The organism is Streptomyces sp. NPDC048600 (assembly GCF_055587025.1).
This window is the reverse complement of record NZ_JBVJGZ010000023.1, coordinates 85,330-103,206: the sequence shown is the minus strand read 5'-3', so window position 1 is coordinate 103,206 and position 17,877 is coordinate 85,330. Positions and strand designations below refer to the sequence as shown.

Annotated in this window: 18 protein-coding genes; 7 read left to right on the top strand and 11 right to left on the bottom strand. The window is 74.0% G+C overall.

The window, feature by feature from the left end:
- Nucleotides 1–246 precede the first annotated feature (246 nt).
- A complete protein-coding gene (locus ACZ6SQ_RS27715) occupies nt 247–978 on the bottom strand; it encodes a VIT1/CCC1 transporter family protein (RefSeq protein WP_469566652.1) in 732 nt (243 codons plus the stop codon).
- Nucleotides 979–1,252: 274 nt separating this feature from the next.
- Here ACZ6SQ_RS27715 and ACZ6SQ_RS27710 point away from each other — a divergent pair, with 274 nt between their 5' ends.
- From ACZ6SQ_RS27710 to ACZ6SQ_RS27680, 7 genes are read left to right on the top strand one after another with little or no spacing between them, the layout of a single operon-like run.
- The gene (locus ACZ6SQ_RS27710; protein ID WP_469566650.1) at nt 1,253–2,272 is read left to right on the top strand and encodes an ADP-ribosylglycohydrolase family protein; all 1,020 of its coding nucleotides are present in this window, start codon (nt 1,253–1,255) and stop codon (nt 2,270–2,272) included.
- A complete protein-coding gene (locus ACZ6SQ_RS27705) occupies nt 2,269–3,690 on the top strand; it encodes an ADP-ribosylglycohydrolase family protein (protein ID WP_469566648.1) in 1,422 nt (473 codons plus the stop codon). The genes ACZ6SQ_RS27710 and ACZ6SQ_RS27705 overlap by 4 nt, the downstream gene beginning before the upstream one ends.
- A gap of 8 nt (nt 3,691–3,698) precedes the next feature.
- A complete protein-coding gene (locus ACZ6SQ_RS27700; RefSeq protein ID WP_469566646.1) occupies nt 3,699–4,877 on the top strand; it encodes an ADP-ribosylglycohydrolase family protein in 1,179 nt (392 codons plus the stop codon).
- Nucleotides 4,865–6,232, top strand: coding sequence for an ADP-ribosylglycohydrolase family protein (locus ACZ6SQ_RS27695; protein ID WP_469566644.1), 1,368 nt, complete (start codon nt 4,865–4,867; stop codon nt 6,230–6,232). Before ACZ6SQ_RS27700 ends, ACZ6SQ_RS27695 begins: the two co-directional genes overlap by 13 nt.
- Complete coding sequence (rbsK, locus tag ACZ6SQ_RS27690; protein ID WP_469566643.1) at nt 6,229–7,122, top strand: ribokinase; 894 nt, start codon at nt 6,229–6,231, stop codon at nt 7,120–7,122. Before ACZ6SQ_RS27695 ends, rbsK begins: the two co-directional genes overlap by 4 nt.
- Complete coding sequence (locus ACZ6SQ_RS27685) at nt 7,119–8,342, top strand: CaiB/BaiF CoA transferase family protein (RefSeq protein WP_469566641.1); 1,224 nt, start codon at nt 7,119–7,121, stop codon at nt 8,340–8,342. Before rbsK ends, ACZ6SQ_RS27685 begins: the two co-directional genes overlap by 4 nt.
- A complete protein-coding gene (locus tag ACZ6SQ_RS27680) occupies nt 8,339–9,175 on the top strand; it encodes an HpcH/HpaI aldolase/citrate lyase family protein (protein WP_469566640.1) in 837 nt (278 codons plus the stop codon). The genes ACZ6SQ_RS27685 and ACZ6SQ_RS27680 overlap by 4 nt, the downstream gene beginning before the upstream one ends.
- Nucleotides 9,176–9,301: 126 nt before the next feature.
- Here the strand turns inward: ACZ6SQ_RS27680 and lgt are convergent, their stop codons facing one another.
- The 10 genes from lgt to ACZ6SQ_RS27630 all read right to left on the bottom strand — a co-directional run bounded on the left by lgt (nt 9,302) and on the right by ACZ6SQ_RS27630 (nt 17,875).
- A complete protein-coding gene (gene lgt / locus ACZ6SQ_RS27675; protein WP_469566637.1) occupies nt 9,302–10,318 on the bottom strand; it encodes a prolipoprotein diacylglyceryl transferase in 1,017 nt (338 codons plus the stop codon).
- A gap of 81 nt (nt 10,319–10,399) precedes the next feature.
- Nucleotides 10,400–11,173, bottom strand: a complete 774-nt coding sequence (locus tag ACZ6SQ_RS27670; protein WP_469566635.1) for a DsbA family protein — start codon at nt 11,171–11,173, stop codon at nt 10,400–10,402.
- Nucleotides 11,174–11,282: 109 nt separating this feature from the next.
- Nucleotides 11,283–12,098, bottom strand: coding sequence for a tryptophan synthase subunit alpha (gene trpA / locus ACZ6SQ_RS27665; RefSeq protein ID WP_469566633.1), 816 nt, complete (start codon nt 12,096–12,098; stop codon nt 11,283–11,285).
- On the bottom strand, nt 12,095–13,378 hold the full coding sequence (gene trpB, locus ACZ6SQ_RS27660) for a tryptophan synthase subunit beta (protein ID WP_469566631.1): 1,284 nt from the start codon (nt 13,376–13,378) through the stop codon (nt 12,095–12,097). The genes trpA and trpB overlap by 4 nt, the downstream gene beginning before the upstream one ends.
- Nucleotides 13,379–13,512: 134 nt before the next feature.
- Nucleotides 13,513–13,686: a tryptophan biosynthesis modulator TrpM gene (gene trpM, locus ACZ6SQ_RS27655; RefSeq protein WP_389032264.1), complete on the bottom strand. Its 174-nt coding sequence runs from the start codon at nt 13,684–13,686 to the stop codon at nt 13,513–13,515.
- A gap of 21 nt (nt 13,687–13,707) precedes the next feature.
- Nucleotides 13,708–14,517, bottom strand: a complete 810-nt coding sequence (trpC, locus tag ACZ6SQ_RS27650) for an indole-3-glycerol phosphate synthase TrpC (RefSeq protein ID WP_469566627.1) — start codon at nt 14,515–14,517, stop codon at nt 13,708–13,710.
- A 139-nt stretch (nt 14,518–14,656) separates the two neighbouring features.
- The gene (locus ACZ6SQ_RS27645) at nt 14,657–15,094 is read right to left on the bottom strand and encodes a DUF2752 domain-containing protein (RefSeq protein ID WP_469566625.1); all 438 of its coding nucleotides are present in this window, start codon (nt 15,092–15,094) and stop codon (nt 14,657–14,659) included.
- Nucleotides 15,095–15,215: 121 nt separating this feature from the next.
- Nucleotides 15,216–15,491, bottom strand: coding sequence for an HGxxPAAW family protein (locus ACZ6SQ_RS27640; RefSeq protein ID WP_469566622.1), 276 nt, complete (start codon nt 15,489–15,491; stop codon nt 15,216–15,218).
- Between the two features lie 157 nt (nt 15,492–15,648).
- Complete coding sequence (locus ACZ6SQ_RS27635) at nt 15,649–16,302, bottom strand: TIGR02234 family membrane protein (RefSeq protein WP_469566620.1); 654 nt, start codon at nt 16,300–16,302, stop codon at nt 15,649–15,651.
- A gap of 73 nt (nt 16,303–16,375) precedes the next feature.
- Nucleotides 16,376–17,875: an anthranilate synthase component I gene (locus ACZ6SQ_RS27630; RefSeq protein WP_469566618.1), complete on the bottom strand. Its 1,500-nt coding sequence runs from the start codon at nt 17,873–17,875 to the stop codon at nt 16,376–16,378.
- Nucleotides 17,876–17,877 lie beyond the last annotated feature (2 nt).

The following is a 17,877-nucleotide window of genomic DNA, read 5'->3' as shown; positions in this document are numbered from 1 at the left end:
CAACATGTGGACGCCACGGGTATCGGCGCAGGTACCGCGCTTGGCGGCGAAAGGTATGTGGGGACCACACGGACAGATCGATGTCCTGCGGTCCAGGGGGCGGGTGGGGCCTCGTCGCCCGTCCCGCGAGTGCGCCGCAGGCCTCATTGCCCACAGCGCTTACGGCTCATGCCCCGTGGTCATGCATCCGAAACCAGCGGGTAATGGGGTACTTATGCGGCCCATCGCATAAGTACCAGCGCCGACTCATCCTACGGCGATTCCGAACAGGCTGCCCAGGACGTACGTCACACCGGCCGCCGCGCCGCCGAGGGCGAGCTGGCGCAGACCGCTGAACCACCAGCTGCGCGCGGTCACCTTGGCGACGACCGCGCCGCACGCGAACAGGCCGAGCAGGGCCAGCAGCACGGCGGGCCACAGCGCGCTCGCGCCGAGCAGATACGGCAGCACGGGCAGCAGGGCGCCCAGCGCGAACGAGCCGAACGAGGACACGGCCGCGACCAGCGGGGAGGGCAGGTCGCCGGGGTCGATGCCCAGCTCCTCGCGGGCGTGTATCTCCAGGGCCTGCTCGGGGTCGTGGGACAGCTGCCGGGCCACCTCCCGGGCCAGCTCGGGCTCGACACCCCGCGACACGTACAGCGCCGCCAGCTCGGCCTCCTCGTCCTGGGGGTGCCGGCGCAGCTCGCGCCGCTCGACGTCCAGCTCGGCCTCGACCAGCTCCCGCTGGGAGGCGACGGAGGTGTACTCGCCCGCGGCCATCGAGAAGGCGCCGGCGGCCAGTCCCGCGAGGCCGGTGAGCACCACGGTCTGCTGGCCGACCGCACCGCCGGCCACACCGGTCATGAGGGCGAGGTTGGAGACCAGGCCGTCCATGGCGCCGAACACCGCGGGGCGCAGCCAGCCGCCGTTCACATCGCGGTGCGTGTGGTTGTCGCGGTGCGCCTCGTGCAGCGGCGCCTCGGTCTCGATGATGGCCATCCGGGATCCCCCAATAAGCTAAGCCAAAGCTAAGTTTGGACAAGTTCTACTCTTCGACAACGCCGACAGTACGCCTCCCCATTCCCTCTCGCCAGCAAGGAAAGGCTGCGCTAACCTGCGGTTTTACGCTCGAACGCTCATCCGAGCACCAGTGATCACATATGTCGACCGGGTGACAGTGGCGCCGCCGAGGCTCTGGTCAACCGCTGATGGTGGGACACATCGGCAAAGGGTCCGCGCCGTGTGCGGACCCCCTTCGGAACAGAGGCCGCGTATGGCATCCATCGCCTGCATCCCCCCGGTCCCGGCGCCCGGGGACGCCTCCGCGCTGCGCGAGCGGGCCCGTGGCGCCCTGCTCGGCCTGGCCGTCGGCGACGCCCTCGGGGCCCCGGCCGAGAACCTGAAGCCCTCGCAGATCCGCGCCCGCTGGGGCCGTATCACCGGCTACGTCAGCGACAACCCGGCCGGCACGGACGACACCGAGTACGCGATCTTCTCCGGACTGCTGCTGGCCCGGTACGGCTCGGCCCTGACCCCGGCCGATGTCGAGGCGGCCTGGCACGAGTGGATCGCCGACCGCGACGAGGGCCCCTTCCGGGGCGCCGGCTTCAGCGAACGCGGCACGCTGGAGAACCTCCGGCGCGGTCTCGCCGCCCCCATCTCCGCCCAGCACCGGCACGCCTGGAGCGACGGCCTGGCGATGCGCGCGGCCCCCTTCGGCGTCTTCGCGGCGGGCCGCCCCGCCGAGGCGGCCCGCCTGGTCGCGATCGACGGCTCGGTCAGCCACGACGGCGAGGGCATCTACGGCGGCCAGGCGGTGGCGGCGGGCGTCGCCGCGGCGATGGCCGGGGCCCCGACCCTGGCCGTGGCCGCCGCCGCGCTGGCGGTGATCCCCGACGACTCCTGGACGGCCCGCTCCCTGCGCCGCGCCGTGGCGGCGGCCCACCGCGGCGAACGGGCGGTCCGTTCGGCGGTGGTGATCGGCGGCTACCCCTGGACCGATCTGGCCCCCGAGGCGGTCGCCCTCGCCTTCGGCGCCTACGCGGCGGCGGACGGCGACTTCCGCGAGTCGGTGCTGACGGCGGTCAACATGGGCCGCGACGCCGACACCACGGCGGCCGTGGCCGGCGCGCTGTCCGGCGCCGCGAAGGGCGCCGCCGCGATCCCCGAGGACTGGGCGTCCGCCATCGGCCCCGCCCGCGGCAGCTGCCTCCCCTCGATGGCCGGCCACCACATCCTGGACGTCGCCGACCTCCTCACCCCGTCCCCCGCCGAGACGGGCCTCCCCCGATGAGGCCCCCGGGCCCCTGGGACACGACCACCCCAGCCCCCGCCGGCGGCGAACACACCTCCCAGGAACCGCCCACCCCCACCGGCGAATCCACCCCACAGGACCCGGCCCCACCCCACCCGCCCACCTCAACACCCGCACCCACACCCACACCCGCCAACGGCGAATCCGCCCCACCGGGGCCACCCGCACCCGACGACGAGAGCCGCACGGATGGTGCGGGCGGGAAACACCGGGCCGAAGGCGAAGCCGAGGCCCGAAGCGACGGCGAAGCCGAGCCCACCCCCGCAAGGCCGAGCGCCAAAAGCCCCCGCAGAACCGAAGGCCTCCTGCTGGGCCTGGCCGCAGGCGACGCCGTCGGGTGGCCCGCAGCCCGCCACCGCGCCGCGAGAATGCCCGACTGGACCCGCCGCCTCACCCGCGAACTGGACACCTTCGCGGAGCAGAACGCCACCACCACCCTCCCCGTCCCCATCGCCCTCAACCAGCCCCCGGAACCCCTCCGCCTCGGCCCCTCCGACGACGCGGAATGGGCGGCCTTCGCCGCGGAGGCCCTGCTGCGCGCAGGCGACGACACCGCCCTCGGCGACCTCAGCCGGGAACGCCGTACGAGGGCCGCGATCGACCTCACCTGGACCGCCGTGGCCGGCGAGGTCGCCGCAGCGGCGGAACGCGCCCCGGAGGTCGAGTCCGCCGTACTCCCCCTGCGGGCCCGGATCTCCGTACGCGCGGGCCTCGGCAACCTCGCCGCGGGCCTGCGCCCGCCCGCCACCGGCCACGACAACCCGCACTACTTCGACGACGCCGCCTGCGTCCGCGCCTGCGTCCTCGCGGTGGCGCACCCCGGCGACCCCGAACGCGCCGCCGACCTGGCCGAGTTCGACGCCCGCTACACCCAGGACGGCGACGGCGTGCACGGCGCGCGGGCGATGGCGGCGGCGCTGTCCCTGGCCCTGACGGGAGCACCCGTCACCCGGTGCGCCGCCGCGGCCCTGGCCCAGCTCCCCGAGGGCACCGAGATCGCCCGCAACGCCCGCCACGCCCTGCGCCTGGCCGAGGACGCGGACAACGCCTTCGCCCTGATCCCCCTGCTGGAACACCAGATCGTCGACCACGTCTACAGCTACGGCATCGCCGCCGCCGAGACCGTCCCGGTCGCCCTGGCCCTGGCCGTGGCCGCACGGGGCCGTATCGCCGAGGCCGTCCCCGCGGCGGCCTGTCTCTCCCGCGTCGCGGACTCCGCACCGGCCCTGGCGGGCGCCCTCACCGGCGCGTTGGGCGGCGGCGCGGCCCTGCCCGCGGCCTGGCGGGACGCCTGCCGCACACTCTCCGGCTGCGTCCTGCCCCGCCTCACCGGCACCGACCTGGTGGAACTCGCCGGACTCCTGGAAGCGGCACAACCGGCCCCACCAGGAGGATGATTCGGGGCATGACGCCCAAAGGAGAAGAAGCAGACCGAGCGCACACCCTGGACGAACGCATCACGGGCGCCCTGGTCGGCGCGGCCGTCGGCGACGCCCTCGGCGGCCCCGTCGAGGGCTACAGCCCCGACCAGATCACCGAGCGCCACGGCGGCCGCGTCCACGGCGTCGTCGGGCCCTGGAACGGCGAGGCCTGGCGCACGGCCCGGCCCCTCGCGCCGTACCACAAGGGCGACGGCCACGTCACCGACGACACCTTGATGACCCACGCGCTGATCCGCGTCTACGCCCGCGTCCGGGACCATCTGGACGCCTACGCGATCGCCGGCCACCTCGTCCCGGACCTGATCACCACCCCCCGCTGGATCCCGGAGCTGGAGGCCGAGGCCCTCCCCCTGCACCGGATCTTCCTGGCCGAGAAATGGCTGGTCACCAGGCTGCACTACGGCCATGCCGACCCCCGCGAGGCAGGCGTGGGCAACATCGTCAACTGCGGCGCGGCGATGTACATGGCCCCCGTCGGCCTGGTCAACGCGGCGAACCCGAGGGCCGCCTACGCCGAGGCCCTGGACGTCGCGGGCGCCCACCAGTCCTCGTACGGCCGTGAGGCGGCGGGGGTGTTCGCGGCGGCGGTGGCGGCGGCCTGCGCACCGGACGCGACCCCGGACTCGGTCGTGGAGAGCTGTCTGTCGCTGGCGAAGGACGGCACCCGGGAGGCGATCGAGAAGGTCTGCGAAACGGCCGTCCGCCACCAGGACTTCGAGTCGGCCCTGACCCCGCTGCGCGAGGCGGTCGCCCCGTACGACACGGTCGGGCCCGACTACCGCAGCCCCTCCCTCGGCGCGCGCCGCCCGTCCCGGCTGCACGCCGTCGAGGAACTCCCGGTGGCCCTGGGCATGTTGCTGGTGGCGCGGGGCGACTTCCGGCACGCGGTCCTCGGTTCGGTCAACTACGGCCGCGACTGCGACTCCATCGCGACGATGGCGGGCGCGCTCGCGGGCGCCCTCGGCTCACCGGTCCCCGACGACTGGTCCAAGACGGTGGCGGAGGCGAGCCGTCTGGACCTGTGGGCCCCGGCGGCGGCCCTGACGGCGGTCACCCGGGAGATCTTCGAGCGGGACGTCCGGCGCCGCCGCGCCCACGAGAGGGCCTTCGCCCGACTCGGAGGCACCGCATGCTCCGACTGACCTGGGTGCAGCCCGAGGACCTGATCGGTCACGAACTCGCCCAGGCGGCCCAGGACGGCCGTGAGCCCAAGGCCGTCGCGGCGCGCTGGCGGGCGGCGGGCGGCCACGAGGCCCCGGCGACGGCGGGCGCGTCCCCACGGCCGGTGTCCCGCTATCTGCGCACCCTGGCCGAGGATCTGCTGGACGAACTCGCGGACCTGCCGAGCCGCTTGGCCGCCCACGAACCGACGCGGCTGGCGGCCGTCAAGGCACTGTGCCCCGACTGGCCGTCGGCCCCGGAAGGCCCCCGCGCACGCCCCGCCCGGGCCGCCCTGGAAGCCGCCTGGCTGGGCCGCGCCGCCGGCTGCCTCCTGGGCAAGCCCGTCGAGAAACTGCCGCTCCACGCCGTCCGCGCCCTGGCCCGCTCCACCGGCAACTGGCCCCTGGCCGCCTACTTCACCGCCCGGGGAGTCCCCGAGGCGCTCCTCGCCGAACACCCGTGGAACCGCCGCTCGGCCGCCACCTCGCTCCGCGAGAACATCGACGGCATGCCCGAGGACGACGACCTCAACTACCCCCTGCTGAACCTCCTTCTGCTGCGCCGCCACGGCCGGGACTTCACCACCGCCGACGTGGCCCGGCTCTGGCTGGACGAGCTCCCGGCGGGCCGCACCTTCACCGCCGAACGCGTCGCCTACCGCAACCTCCTCTCCGGCGTGGAGCCCCCGCACACGGCACACCACCGCAACCCCTTCCGCGAATGGATCGGCGCCCTGATCCGCGCGGACGTCCACGGCTGGACCAACGCGGGCGACCCGGGGGCCGCGGCCGAACAGGCCCACCGGGACGCCACCCTGACCCACACCGCGAACGGCGTCTACGCGGCCATGTTCACGGCGGCGGCGGTCGCCGCGGCGGCGACCGGCACCCACGACGTGCACGCCTGTCTGCGCACCGGCCTCACCGTCGTGCCGCCCCGCTCCCGCCTGGCGAAGGCGGTCGTCCACGCCGTCGAACTCGCCCGGCGGACACCGGACTTCGACACGGTCGTCGACACCCTGCACGCCGTCCACGGCCCGACGTACCACTGGGTCCACTCCGTCCCCAACACCGCCCTGATCGCCGCCGCCCTCACCCACGCGGACGGCGACTTCACCGCCGGAATCACCCGCGCGGTCTCCGGCGGCTGGGACACCGACTCCAACGGCGCGACGGCCGGCGGCATCGCGGGGCTGCTCGCCCGCTCCCCCGCCGCCCTGCCCGACCGCTGGACGGCCCCCCTGAAGAACCGGCTGTCGACCTCCGTCGCGGACCTCGACGGAACCGGCTTCGACACCCTCGCCCACCTCACGCACCTGGAGGCGTCCCGCCCATGACGCACATCGCCGTCCTCGGCAGCACGAACATGGACCTCGTCGCGTACGTCGCGAAGGCCCCGCGGCTCGGGGAGACCGTGACCGGCAGGGAGTTCCGCACGGTCCCCGGCGGCAAGGGTGCCAACCAGGCCGTCGCCGCCGCGCACGCGGGCGCGACCGTCTCGATGATCGGCGCGGTCGGCACCGACTCCTTCGGCGCGCGGCTGCGTTCCACCCTGGAGCACTCCGGCGTCGACACCGACCATCTGCGCACGGTCGAGGGCCCGTCGGGCACCGCGCACATCGTGGTGGACGACGAGGGCGCCAACGCCATCGTCGTGATTCCCGGCGCCAACGGCACCGTCGACCACCTGGTCCCCGGCGACGAGGTCCTGATCGCCACCGCCGACGCGCTGCTGCTCCAGCTGGAGATCCCGCTGCCGGCCGTCCTCGCCGGTGCCCGCGCGGCCCGCTCCCACGGCATCCGGACGATCCTCACCCCGGCCCCGGCCCAGCCGCTCCCGCCCGAACTGCTCTCCGCCGTGGACCTGTTGGTGCCCAACGAGTACGAGGCGGCCACCCTCACCGGCCGCACCGACGCCCGCTCGGCGGCGACCGCCCTGCTGGAGCTGGTCCCCGAGGTGGTGGTCACCCTCGGCTCGGCCGGCTGCCTGTACACGGCCCGCGGCGCCGACCCGGTGACCGTGCCCGCGCCGCGGGTGACCGCCGTGGACTCGACGGCCGCGGGCGACACCTTCGTTGGCGCGCTCGCCGTGGCGCTCGGCGAGGGCCGCCCGATGCCCGAGGCACTGCGCTGGGCGGCCGAGGCGGCGGCGCTGTCGGTGCAGCGGGCGGGGGCGTCGACGTCGATGCCGTACCGCTCCGAGATCGACGCGCAGTTCACCGCATGACCGCGCCCACGGCCGCACACCGGCCCGCCGCCGCCCACGCTCCCCTGTCCGGACTGCGCGTGCTGGACGTCGCCACCCTGTTCGCCGGTCCCCTCGCCGCCACCATGCTCGGCGACTTCGGCGCCGAGGTCGTCAAGGTCGAGCACCCGCGCCGACCCGACCCGTCCCGCGGACACGGCCCCGACAAGGACGGTGTGGGCCTGTGGTGGAAGATGCTGGGCCGCAACAAGCGCACGATCACCCTCGACCTGTCCAGGCCGGGCGGCCGGGCGACCCTGCTGCGGCTGGCCGCGACCGCCGATGTCGTCGTCGAGAACTTCCGGCCGGGCACCCTGGAGAAGTGGGACCTCGGCTGGCCCGAGCTGTCCGCCGTCAACCCGCGGCTGGTCCTCGCCCGGGTCACCGGCTTCGGCCAGTTCGGCCCGTCCGCGCACCGTCCCGGCTTCGGCACGCTCGCCGAGGCGATGAGCGGCTTCGCCGCGATCACCGGCGAGCCCGACGCGCCCCCGACGCTGCCGCCGTTCGGCCTGGCCGACTCCATCGCCGGTCTCGCCACGGCCTACGCGGTCATGACGGCCCTCGCCGCCCGCGAGCGCACCGGCGAGGGCCAGGTCGTCGACATGGCGATCATCGAGCCGATCCTGACGGTCCTCGGCCCGCAGCCGCTCTGGTACGACCAGCTCGGCCATGTGCAGCCCCGCACCGGCAACCGCTCGCAGAACAACGCGCCCCGCAACACCTACCGCACCGCCGACGGCACCTGGGTCGCCGTCTCCACCTCCGCCCAGTCCGTGGCCGAGCGCGTGATGCGGCTGGTCGGCCGCCCCGAGCTGATCGACGAGCCCTGGTTCGCCACCGGCGCCGACCGCGCCCGCCACAGCGAGGTCCTCGACGAGGCCGTCGGCTCCTGGATCGCCGGACGCACCCGCACCGAGGTCCTCCTGGCCTTCGAGAAGGCCGACGCGGCCATCGCCCCGGTCCAGGACGTCCGCGATGTGATGACCGACCCCCAGTACGCGGCGCTCGACACCCTCACCACCGTGGACGACCCCGAACTGGGCCCGCTGCGCATGCAGAACGTGCTCTTCCGGCTCTCGGCGACCCCCGGCGCGATCCGCTGGGCCGGCCGCCCGCACGGCGCGGACACCGACGCCGTCCTCACCGAACTCGGCCTCACCGCGGGAGAGCTCGCCGCCCTGCGCGAGGAAGGCGCCCTGTGACCCCGCCGACACCCCTGACCTGGCTCTACGTCCCCGGCGACCGGCCCGAGGTGGTGGCGAAGGCGCTGGTGTCGGGGGCCGACGTGGTCGTGGTCGACCTGGAGGACGCGGTCGCCCCCGACCGCAAGGGCTACGCCCGCGAGGCCACCGCCGAGCTGCTCGCCGAGCCGCAGCCGGTGCCGGTGCACGTCCGGGTCAACGCCCTGGACGGCCCGTACGCCGACACCGACCTCGGCACCCTGGCCGCCCTGCCGGGCCTGTCCGGCCTCCGGCTGCCCAAGATCACCTCCCCCGGGCAGATCACCCGGGTCGCCGAGCACACCGCGCCGGCGGCGGGCGGCGCACCCGCGCTGTACGCCCTGCTGGAGTCCGCCCTGGGCGTGGAGCTCGCCCACACCATCGCCACCGCGCACCCGGCGCTGCGGGGCATCTCCCTGGGCGAGGCCGACCTCCGGGCCGACCTGGGTCTCCGGGAGGACGCCGGGCTGGACTGGTCCCGCTCCCGGGTCGTGGTCGCCGCGCGCGCCGCGGGCCTGCCCGCCCCGCCCCAGTCGGTGCACCCCGACATCAGCGACCTCGACGGCCTCGCCGCGACCTGCGCGCACGGCCGCGCCCTGGGCTTCCTGGGCCGCGCCGCCGTGCATCCGCGCCAGCTCCCGGTGATCGAGCGCGCCTACCTGCCGACAGCGCGTGAGATCGAGGAGGCCGAGCGTGTCGTCGAGGCGGGTGTGGAGCACGAGGGTGCCCTGGCGCTCCCCGACGGCACGTTCGTCGACGCGGCGGTGGTGGCGGCGGCCCGACGCACCCTGTCGCTGGCCCGCGGCGGCCGCTGAGCCCCTGGCCCCGTCCGGCCCTTACCCGCCTGCCTGCCTACCCGCCTGACGGGCGGTGCCGGGCAGGTCCTGGTACGCCGAAGGGCGCCCGGAGATCCCGGGCGCCCTTCGGCGATGTCGGTGTCCTCAGCCCTTCTTCGCGGACTCGGACTCCACTTCCTCGGCGTCGGCCGCGGTCCCCGCCTTCGCGGGCCCGGACTCCGGCTCAGCGTCCGCCCCGGCTCCGTCCGCGGCGTCGTCGCTCCCGTCCGCGTCGGTGGGCTCGTCGCCCCCGGACCCGACGGCGTCGCCCTTGGCCTGCGCGGTGTCGTCCTCGGACGCGGGCTGCGCCCCGGGCTCGACGACCGGCTCACGGCCGGGCCGCTTCTTCGCCGACACCACGATGTAGACCACGGCGAGCACGAAGACCAGCAGCGCGGTCCAGTTGTTCAGCCGCAGACCGAGGATGTGGTGGGCCTCGTCGACGCGCATGTACTCGATCCAGAAGCGGCCCGCGCAGTACGCCGCGACATAGAGCGCGAACGCCCGGCCGTGGCCCAGCCTGAAGCGCCGGTCGGCCCAGATGACCAGCAGCGCGACACCGACGCACCACAGCGACTCGTAGAGGAACGTCGGGTGGTAGTAGCCCGGCATCCGGCCGTCCGTGGAGGACGTGATGTGCAGGGCCCAGGGGAGGTCGGTCTCCCGCCCGTACAGCTCCTGGTTGAACCAGTTGCCCCAGCGGCCGATGGCCTGCGCGAGCGCGATGCCGGGCGCGACGGCGTCGGCGTAGGCGGGCAGCGGGATGCCTCGGCGGCGGCAGCCGATCCAGGCACCCACCGCGCCCAGCGCGATGGCCCCCCAGATACCGAGGCCGCCCTCCCAGATCTTCAGGGCGTCCACCCAGTCACGGCCCTCGCTGAAGTACAGCTCGTAGTCCGTGATCACGTGGTAGAGCCGGCCTCCGACCAGGCCGAACGGCACCGCCCAGACAGCGATGTCGGCGACCGTGCCGGCCCGCCCGCCGCGGGCGATCCAGCGCCTGTTGCCGAGCCAGACGGCCACGAAGACGCCGATGATGATGCAGAAAGCGTAGCCGCGCAGCGGGATGGGGCCGAGGTGCAGCACCCCGCGCGACGGGCTGGGAATGTAGGCAAGTTCCATGGCAAGGTCGACGCTACCCTGCCGGACGCGCCCGACGACGGGCGGCCCGGCTACGGCTCCATAACGGGGCCGCGCGTCCGCTCATCCCTGTGCGGCCTCCACCATCTGCTTCAGCTTCTCCGGGGTCATCGACTGGTCCTGGTAGATGTTCTGGCCGTCGAGCAGCACCGTCGGGGTGCCGGAGAACCCGCCGTTCTGGAAGGCCTCGTTGGACTTCTCCACCCAGCTGTTGTGCCGTCCCTCCTGCACACAGGTGCGGAAGGCGGGCGTGTCCAGGCCGTCGACCTTGGCGGCCAGCTCGATCAGCTTGTCCTCGTCGGCGAAGGCGTCGTCGGTCTCGGGCGGCTGGTTGTCGTAGAGCACGTCGTGGTACGGCGTGAACTTCCCGGCGTCCTGGGCGCAGGCCGCGGCGTTGGCCGCCTTGCGGGAGCCGGTGCCGCCCATGTTGCCGTCGATGATGGTGGCGAGGTGGTACTCCACCTTCAGCTTCCCGGCCTCGGTCAGCTCGTGGATCGTGGGCCGGTAAGCGGTCTCGAAGGCCTGGCAGGCCGGGCAGCGGAAGTCCTCCCAGATGGTGAGCGTCGACTTGGCGCCCTCCTCGCCGACCGGGATGGCGAGGCCGTCCTTGCCCTGGGCTCCCGAGGGCGCCACGACCGGTCCCGCGCTGTCGCTGCCGTCGTCCTTGCCCGCGTTCGCGGCGACCACGCCGATCACCGCCGCGAGGCCCAGCACGCAGACGACGCTGGCACCCACGATCAGCGCGCGCCGTCGCTTCTCGGCGGCCCGGTGCTTCTCCCGCTCGACCGCCAGCCGCTCCCGGGCCGTGCGCTTTCCGTCACGATTCTTCTCGCTCACACCCCGGAAACGAACCGGGGAGGCGCAGCGCGCCTCCCCGGTCCCAGGTCCACCCGTTCGAGTGAGTTGTACGAAATATGCTGACTTCGGACCCCTGCCGGGGCCGTCGTCACACCTGTCCGCGCACGCCCTTCGCGAGGTCCCCCGCCAGCTCTCGAACCGCCTCGATCCCGGCCGCGTCGTCCGGCGCGTCCAGCATCCGCTTGACGAACGCCGAGCCGACGATCACCCCGTCGGCGAAGGCGCCGACCTCGGCGGCCTGGACCGCGTCGGAGACACCGAGGCCGACACAGACGGGCAGGTCGGTGGTGGCGCGGGTGCGCTCCACCAGGTTCTGGGCCTGCGTGCCGACCGACTCGCGGGTGCCCGTGACGCCCATCAGCGAGGCGGCGTAGACGAAGCCGCTGCCCGCCGCGGTGATCTCGCGCAGCCGCTCGTCCTTGCTGCTCGGCGCCACGACGAAGACCGTCGCGAGGCCGTGCTTCTCGGCGTGCTCCCTCCACAGCGCCGACTCCTGCACGGGCAGGTCGGGCAGGATGCACCCGGCGCCGCCCGCCTCGGCGAGCTCGGCGGTGAAGCGCTCGACGCCGTAGCGGTCGATGGGGTTCCAGTACGTCATGACGAGGATCGGCTTGCCGGTGACCTCGTAGGCCTCCTTGACCGTGCGCATGACGTCCGCGATCTTGACGCCGCCGCGCAGGGCGATGTCGTCGGCGGTCTGGATGACGGGGCCGTCCAGGACCGGGTCGCTGTGCGGCAGCCCCACCTCGACGACGTCGGCGCCGCCGTCCAGCGCGGCCTTGACGGCCTCGATCCCGCCGTCCACGGTCGGGAACCCGGCCGGGAGGTAGGCGATGAGGGCGGCGCGGCCCTCGGCCCTGGCGCCCGCGAGGGTGTCGGTCAGCAGTCGGATGTTCCCGCTCACTTGGCGTCCCCCTCGATCTCGGCGGTGTCGGCGGCGTCGGCCGCGACCTCGGCGTCGGTGTCGTACAGGCCGAAGTAGCGCGCGGCCGTGTCCATGTCCTTGTCGCCGCGGCCGGACAGGTTGATCACGATCAGCCCGTCCGGGCCCAGCTCCTTGCCGACCTCGAGGGCGCCGGCCAGGGCGTGTGCGCTCTCGATGGCCGGAATGATGCCCTCGGTGCGCGACAGCAGGCGCAGTGCCTGCATGGCCGCGTCGTCGGTGACCGCGCGGTACTCGGCGCGGCCGCTGTCCTTGAGGTAGGAGTGCTCCGGGCCGATGCCGGGGTAGTCCAGGCCGGCCGAGATCGAGTACGGCTCGGTGATCTGGCCCTCGTCGTCCTGGAGGACGTAGGACCGCGAGCCGTGCAGGATGCCGGGCTCGCCCGCGGTCAGGGTCGCCGCGTGCTCGCCGGTGTCGACGCCGTGGCCGGCCGGTTCGCAGCCGATCAGCCGGACGTCGGCGTCGGGGATGAACGCGTGGAACAGGCCGATGGCGTTGGAGCCGCCGCCGACACAGGCGACCGCCGCGTCGGGCAGCCGTCCGGCGCGCTCCAGCAGCTGGCGGCGGGTCTCCACGCCGATGACGCGGTGGAAGTCGCGGACCATGGCCGGGAAGGGGTGCGGGCCCGCGACGGTGCCGAAGAGGTAGTGCGTGTGGTCGACGTTGGCGACCCAGTCGCGGAACGCCTCGTTGATGGCGTCCTTGAGGGTGCGGCTGCCGGACTTCACGGCGACGACCTCGGCGCCGAGGATGCGCATCCGGGCCACGTTGAGGGCCTGGCGCTGGGTGTCGATCTCGCCCATGTAGATGGTGCACTCGAGGCCGAACAGGGCGCAGGCCGTGGCCGTGGCGACGCCGTGCTGGCCGGCGCCGGTCTCGGCGATGACCCTCGTCTTGCCCATGCGCTTGGTGAGCAGGGCCTGGCCGAGCACGTTGTTGATCTTGTGTGAGCCGGTGTGGTTGAGGTCTTCCCGCTTCAGGAAGATCCGGGCGCCGCCCGCGTGCTCGGCGAAGCGGGGGACCTCGGTGAGGGCGCTGGGCCGGCCGGTGTAGTTCACCAGCAGGTCGTCGAGCTCCCGGGCGAACTCGGGGTCGTTCTTGGCCTTCTCGAACTCCACGGCGACCTCGTCGACCGCGGCGACGAGGGCCTCCGGGATGAACTTGCCGCCGAAGGCCCCGAAGTAGCCTTCGGGGCTGGGTACCTGACCCTCCGGGTCGGGGATGAAATAGGTGCTGGGCATGCGCGAGCCTCACGGTGAGTGTGATGGAAGAACACTGATCGCCGTGGGGGCGGGGTTGTCACTGGGCTGCGCGCCTGTCGAGGCTGATCGCGCCCACGCGGCGGTAGCCGCACATCGAACGGAGCCCCGCGCCCCTAAAGGGCGCGCTGCCATCGACGGCCGTTCACCTGCCCGGGCTCGTCCCCGATGACGTAACGGACCCTGCGGCCGTGCACCCGGCGGGCGGGGGCACGGCAACCGCGGGGCCGGCAACCGCGCGCCAGGCGCGCGTACCGATCCGTGGTCGTCACAGGAGTCGTCGGAGTCATCACCCAAACCCTACCGGGTGATCAGCTGCGGCCGTGGCGCAGTGCCGGGTGTTCGCCCGCTGCCACCAGGTCGGCGACGGCGCTCTTGGGGTCCTTGCCCGTCACCAGGGACTCGCCGACCAGGACGGCGTCGGCCCCGGCGTTGGCGTAGGCGATGAGGTCGTGCGGGCCACGGATGCCGGACTCGGCGATCTTCACGATGTGCTCGGGGATCTCCGGGGCGACGCGCTCGAAGGTCGAGCGGTCGACCTCCAGGGTCTTGAGGTTGCGGGCGTTGACGCCGATGACCTTGGCGCCCGCGTCGACCGCGCGCTCGACCTCCTCCTCGTCGTGCACCTCGACGAGCGGGGTCAGACCGATGGACTCGGCGCGCTCGATCAGCGACTCCAGGGCCGGCTGGTCGAGGGCGGCCACGATCAGCAGGGCGAGGTCGGCGCCGTACGCGCGGGCCTCCCACAGCTGGTACGACGTGACGATGAAGTCCTTGCGCAGGACCGGGATGTCCACGCGGGCGCGGACCGCCTCCAGGTCGGCGAGCGAACCGCCGAAGCGGCGCTGCTCGGTGAGGACCGAGATGACGGCCGCGCCGCCTGCCTCGTAGTCCGCGGCGAGTCCGGCCGGGTCCGCGATCGCGGCCAGCGCGCCCTTGGAGGGGCTGGAGCGCTTGACCTCGCAGATCACCTTGACGCCGTCGCCGCGCAGCGCGGCCACGCCGTCCTTGGCCGCGCGAGCCTTCGCCGCGCGCTCCTTGAGCTCGTCGAGGCTGACGCGCGCCTGCCGCTCCGCGAGGTCGGCACGGACTCCGTCGATGATCTCGTCGAGCACACTCACGCGAGCGGCCCCCTTCCAGACGGTGGGCGGTTCCTGCGACCAGGGGTGGAACATTGGTCACTGCGATGGTATCCGGAGGAGGGCGTAGGCCTCGCATCCGGTTGACGGCGGTCCCAGTACCTGGACATTCCGTGGTCGATCAAGGATGGAGCCAGCTGCCGAAGGGCAGGTTCCGGACAACCGTGAAGACCAGCAACAACGTCCCCAGCGCCCACAGGTGCGCCGGGCCGAGATCGATCCGCAGCGGCCTGCCGCGCGCCGCGCGGACCACCCAGACGGTCCACAGCACGGCGAAGCCGAGGTAGGCGGCGACGGCCGGCGCGTTGGCGTGCAGGGCGGCCGACAGGTCGCCGTGCACGAAGGCGTGCGCGCTGCGCAGTCCGCCGCAGCCGGGGCAATACAGACCGGTGAAGCGCAGCAGCGGGCAGACCGGGTAGTGGCCCGGCTCGTTGGGGTCGACCGTGCCGACGTAGGCGAAGGCCCCGGCGACCGCGGTGAGCACTCCCGCGGGCACGGCCAGCCGGAGCAGGGGTGTGGTGCGGGCCGTGGGTCCGCTGTCGGCGTTCACGTCTCGCATTGTGCCCCGGGCGGGGCGCGCGGGCGCGCGAAGGGGCGGCCCGGTGCCGGGCCGCCCCTTCGGTGTGCGGCTGTGCCGCGAGCGTCGTGTCACGCGGGCCGCGCGGGGGCGGCCCGGGGGCTCAGCCCTCGGCGGGCACCGGCTCACGGGTGACGGGCGCCGTCACCGCGGGGGCCTTGACCATGGCCAGCGGCTCCGCCTTGGGGGCACCCAGGCCCGCGGCACGCATGCCGACGCCGACGACACCGGCGAGAACCACGATCGCCATGCCGCCCCAGAAACCGAGCGGATTGTCCATCACCATGAACGCGCCTGCGACGCCGAAACCGATGAAGGCGATGATGACACCCGTCCAGGCGGCCGGGGTGTGACCGTGACCGTGGCTGCTGTCCGCCATTGCTTGCTCCTCGTAGCCGTGTGCGTGGGTGAGCCTGACGCTCGTCGTCCATTGTCCCGTACGCGTGCGCGTGCCGGAGGCGGGGGTGGCAACCGATCACGTCGGTTTCACCACATCGGGACCCGTGGCCCGGGCCGGAGTCCCGCCCGCCGTGGCCCTACGCCGGTTCGGTGCCGGTGGGGTCCTCGCCGCGGTCGAGGGCCTTCCACAGGTCCTCGGGGCGGTCGGGGTCGGTGGTCGTCGGGGTGCGGCGCGGCCGGACGGTGCCGGCGCGCTCGTAGCGTCCGGACATGGCGGGCCAGAGCCGGCCGTAGCGCAGCGCGAGCAGGCCGGCCAGCAGGATCAGCAGACCGCCGGCGGCGGCGACGTAGGGCCACGCGGTGTGGCCGAGGGCGCCGACCGTGGCGGCGGTGTCGCCGGAGACCTCGGCGGCCTTCTCGTCGAGCGCCGCGCGGTCGGAGGCGCCGGCGAGGGCGGCGGCGATCGTGCCGGCGCCGCAGAGCGCGAGCAGACCGGAAACCAGGAAGCGGCCGGCCCTGCGGACGGCGAAGACGGCGACGAGCGCGGCCAGGCCCACTATGGCCAGGGCGGCGGGGACGCCGGTGACGTCGCTGCCGCTGGCGGTCAGGGGGAAGTCGCCGCCGGCCACGGTCGCGGTGCCCTCCGCCCAGCGCTGCCGGGTGGCCAGCAGCGCCACGGCCGCGCCGAGCGCGCCGGACAGCAGGGCCAGGGCGAGGCTGCGGCGGCCGCTCCCGGCGGGTCGCGCGGCTTCGGTTCGGGGGTGAGGTACGGCAGCAGTCACGTAGTCCACTATCGCCCCAACCCCGGGTGGTTCGTCACCCGGGGTTCGCGTGACAATCACCCCATTGTCGGCGCGGAGGGTTTCACGCCCGGTCCCCGAGGCGGTTGGCGGTGTGCACGGCGCGCAGGACGGCGGCCGCCTTGTTGCGGCACTCCTGGTCCTCCGCGACCGGGTCGGAGTCGGCGACGATGCCGGCCCCGGCCTGGACGTAGGCGGTGCCGTCGCGCAGCAGGGCGGTGCGGATGGCGATGGCGGTGTCGGAGTCGCCGGCGAAGTCGAGATAGCCGACACAGCCGCCGTACAGACCGCGCCGGGCGGGCTCCAGCTCGTCGATGATCTGCATCGCGCGGGGCTTGGGCGCGCCGGAGAGCGTGCCGGCCGGGAAGCAGGCGGTGAGCACGTCGAAGGCGGTGCGGCCGGGGGCGACCCGGCCGGTGACCGTGGAGACGATGTGCATGACGTGCGAGTACCGCTCGATGGACATGAAGTCGACGACCTCGACGGAGCCGGGCTCGCAGACCCGCCCGAGGTCGTTGCGCCCGAGGTCGACGAGCATCAGGTGCTCGGCGCGTTCCTTGGGGTCGGCGAGCAGCTCGTCGGCGAGGGCCTGGTCCTCCTGCGGGGTGGCGCCGCGCGGCCGGGTGCCGGCGATGGGGTGGACCATGGCCCGCCCGTCCTCGACCTTGACCAGGGCCTCCGGGGAGGAGCCGACGACGTCGAAGGCCCCGCCGTCCCCGTGGGGGAACCGGATCAGGTACATGTACGGCGAGGGGTTGGTCGCCCGCAGCACCCGGTAGACGTCCAGCGCGCTCGCGGTGCACGGCGTCTCGAAGCGCTGGGAGGGCACGACCTGGAAGGCCTCGCCCGCGCGGATGCGCTCCTTGATGTCCTCGACCGCCTCCTGGAACTCGGGGCCGCCCCATCGCGCGGTGTACTCGGGCAGCTCGGAGGGCGGCAGCACGCCCGGGGGCTGGGCGACCGGGCGGGCCAGGTCGGCCTCCATGGCGTCGAGCCGGGCCACGGCGTCCGCGTGGGCCTCGTCGACACCGGTGTCGAGGTCGTTGTGGTTGATCGCGTTGGCGATCAGCAGGACCGAGCCCTCCCAGTGGTCCATCACCGCGAGGTCGCTGGTGAGGAGCATGGTCAGCTCGGGCAGCTTCAGGTCGTCGTGCTCGCCGGGGCCGATCTTCTCCAGGCGGCGCACGATGTCGTAGCCGAGGTAGCCGACCATGCCGCCGGTGAAGGGCGGCATGCCCTCCTGGTGCGGGGTGTGCAGGGCCTCGACGGTGGCGCGCAGGGCGGCCAGCGGGTCGCCGTCGGCGGGGACGCCGACGGGCGGGGTGCCGAGCCAGTGCGCCCGGCCGTCGCGGGTCGTCAGGGTGGCGGCGGAGCGGACGCCCACGAAGGAGTAGCGGGACCACGAGCGGCCGTTCTCCGCTGACTCCAGCAGGAAGGTGCCGGGGCGCTCGGCGGCGAGCTTGCGGTAGAGCCCGACCGGGGTGTCACCGTCGGCGAGGAGCTTGCGGGTGACGGGGATGACGCGCCGGTCGGTGGCCAGCTTGCGGAACGTGTCGAGATCCATGC

Excerpts from the sequence above, each read along its gene's own strand:
- ACZ6SQ_RS27715 (WP_469566652.1), bottom strand. The coding sequence starts at position 978 with ATGGCCATCATCGAGACCGAGGCGCCGCTGCACGAGGCGCACCGCGAC.
- ACZ6SQ_RS27630 (WP_469566618.1), bottom strand. The coding sequence starts at position 17,875 with ATGGATCTCGACACGTTCCGCAAGCTGGCCACCGACCGGCGCGTCATC.
- trpB (WP_469566631.1), bottom strand. The coding sequence starts at position 13,378 with ATGCCCAGCACCTATTTCATCCCCGACCCGGAGGGTCAGGTACCCAGC.
- ACZ6SQ_RS27640 (WP_469566622.1), bottom strand. The coding sequence starts at position 15,491 with ATGGCGGACAGCAGCCACGGTCACGGTCACACCCCGGCCGCCTGGACG.
- ACZ6SQ_RS27685 (WP_469566641.1), top strand. The coding sequence starts at position 7,119 with ATGACCGCGCCCACGGCCGCACACCGGCCCGCCGCCGCCCACGCTCCC.
- ACZ6SQ_RS27695 (WP_469566644.1), top strand. The coding sequence starts at position 4,865 with ATGCTCCGACTGACCTGGGTGCAGCCCGAGGACCTGATCGGTCACGAA.
- lgt (WP_469566637.1), bottom strand. The coding sequence starts at position 10,318 with ATGGAACTTGCCTACATTCCCAGCCCGTCGCGCGGGGTGCTGCACCTC.
- rbsK (WP_469566643.1), top strand. The coding sequence starts at position 6,229 with ATGACGCACATCGCCGTCCTCGGCAGCACGAACATGGACCTCGTCGCG.
- trpM (WP_389032264.1), bottom strand. The coding sequence starts at position 13,686 with ATGACTCCGACGACTCCTGTGACGACCACGGATCGGTACGCGCGCCTG.
- ACZ6SQ_RS27700 (WP_469566646.1), top strand. The coding sequence starts at position 3,699 with ATGACGCCCAAAGGAGAAGAAGCAGACCGAGCGCACACCCTGGACGAA.
- ACZ6SQ_RS27705 (WP_469566648.1), top strand. The coding sequence starts at position 2,269 with ATGAGGCCCCCGGGCCCCTGGGACACGACCACCCCAGCCCCCGCCGGC.
- ACZ6SQ_RS27710 (WP_469566650.1), top strand. The coding sequence starts at position 1,253 with ATGGCATCCATCGCCTGCATCCCCCCGGTCCCGGCGCCCGGGGACGCC.
- ACZ6SQ_RS27645 (WP_469566625.1), bottom strand. The coding sequence starts at position 15,094 with ATGCGAGACGTGAACGCCGACAGCGGACCCACGGCCCGCACCACACCC.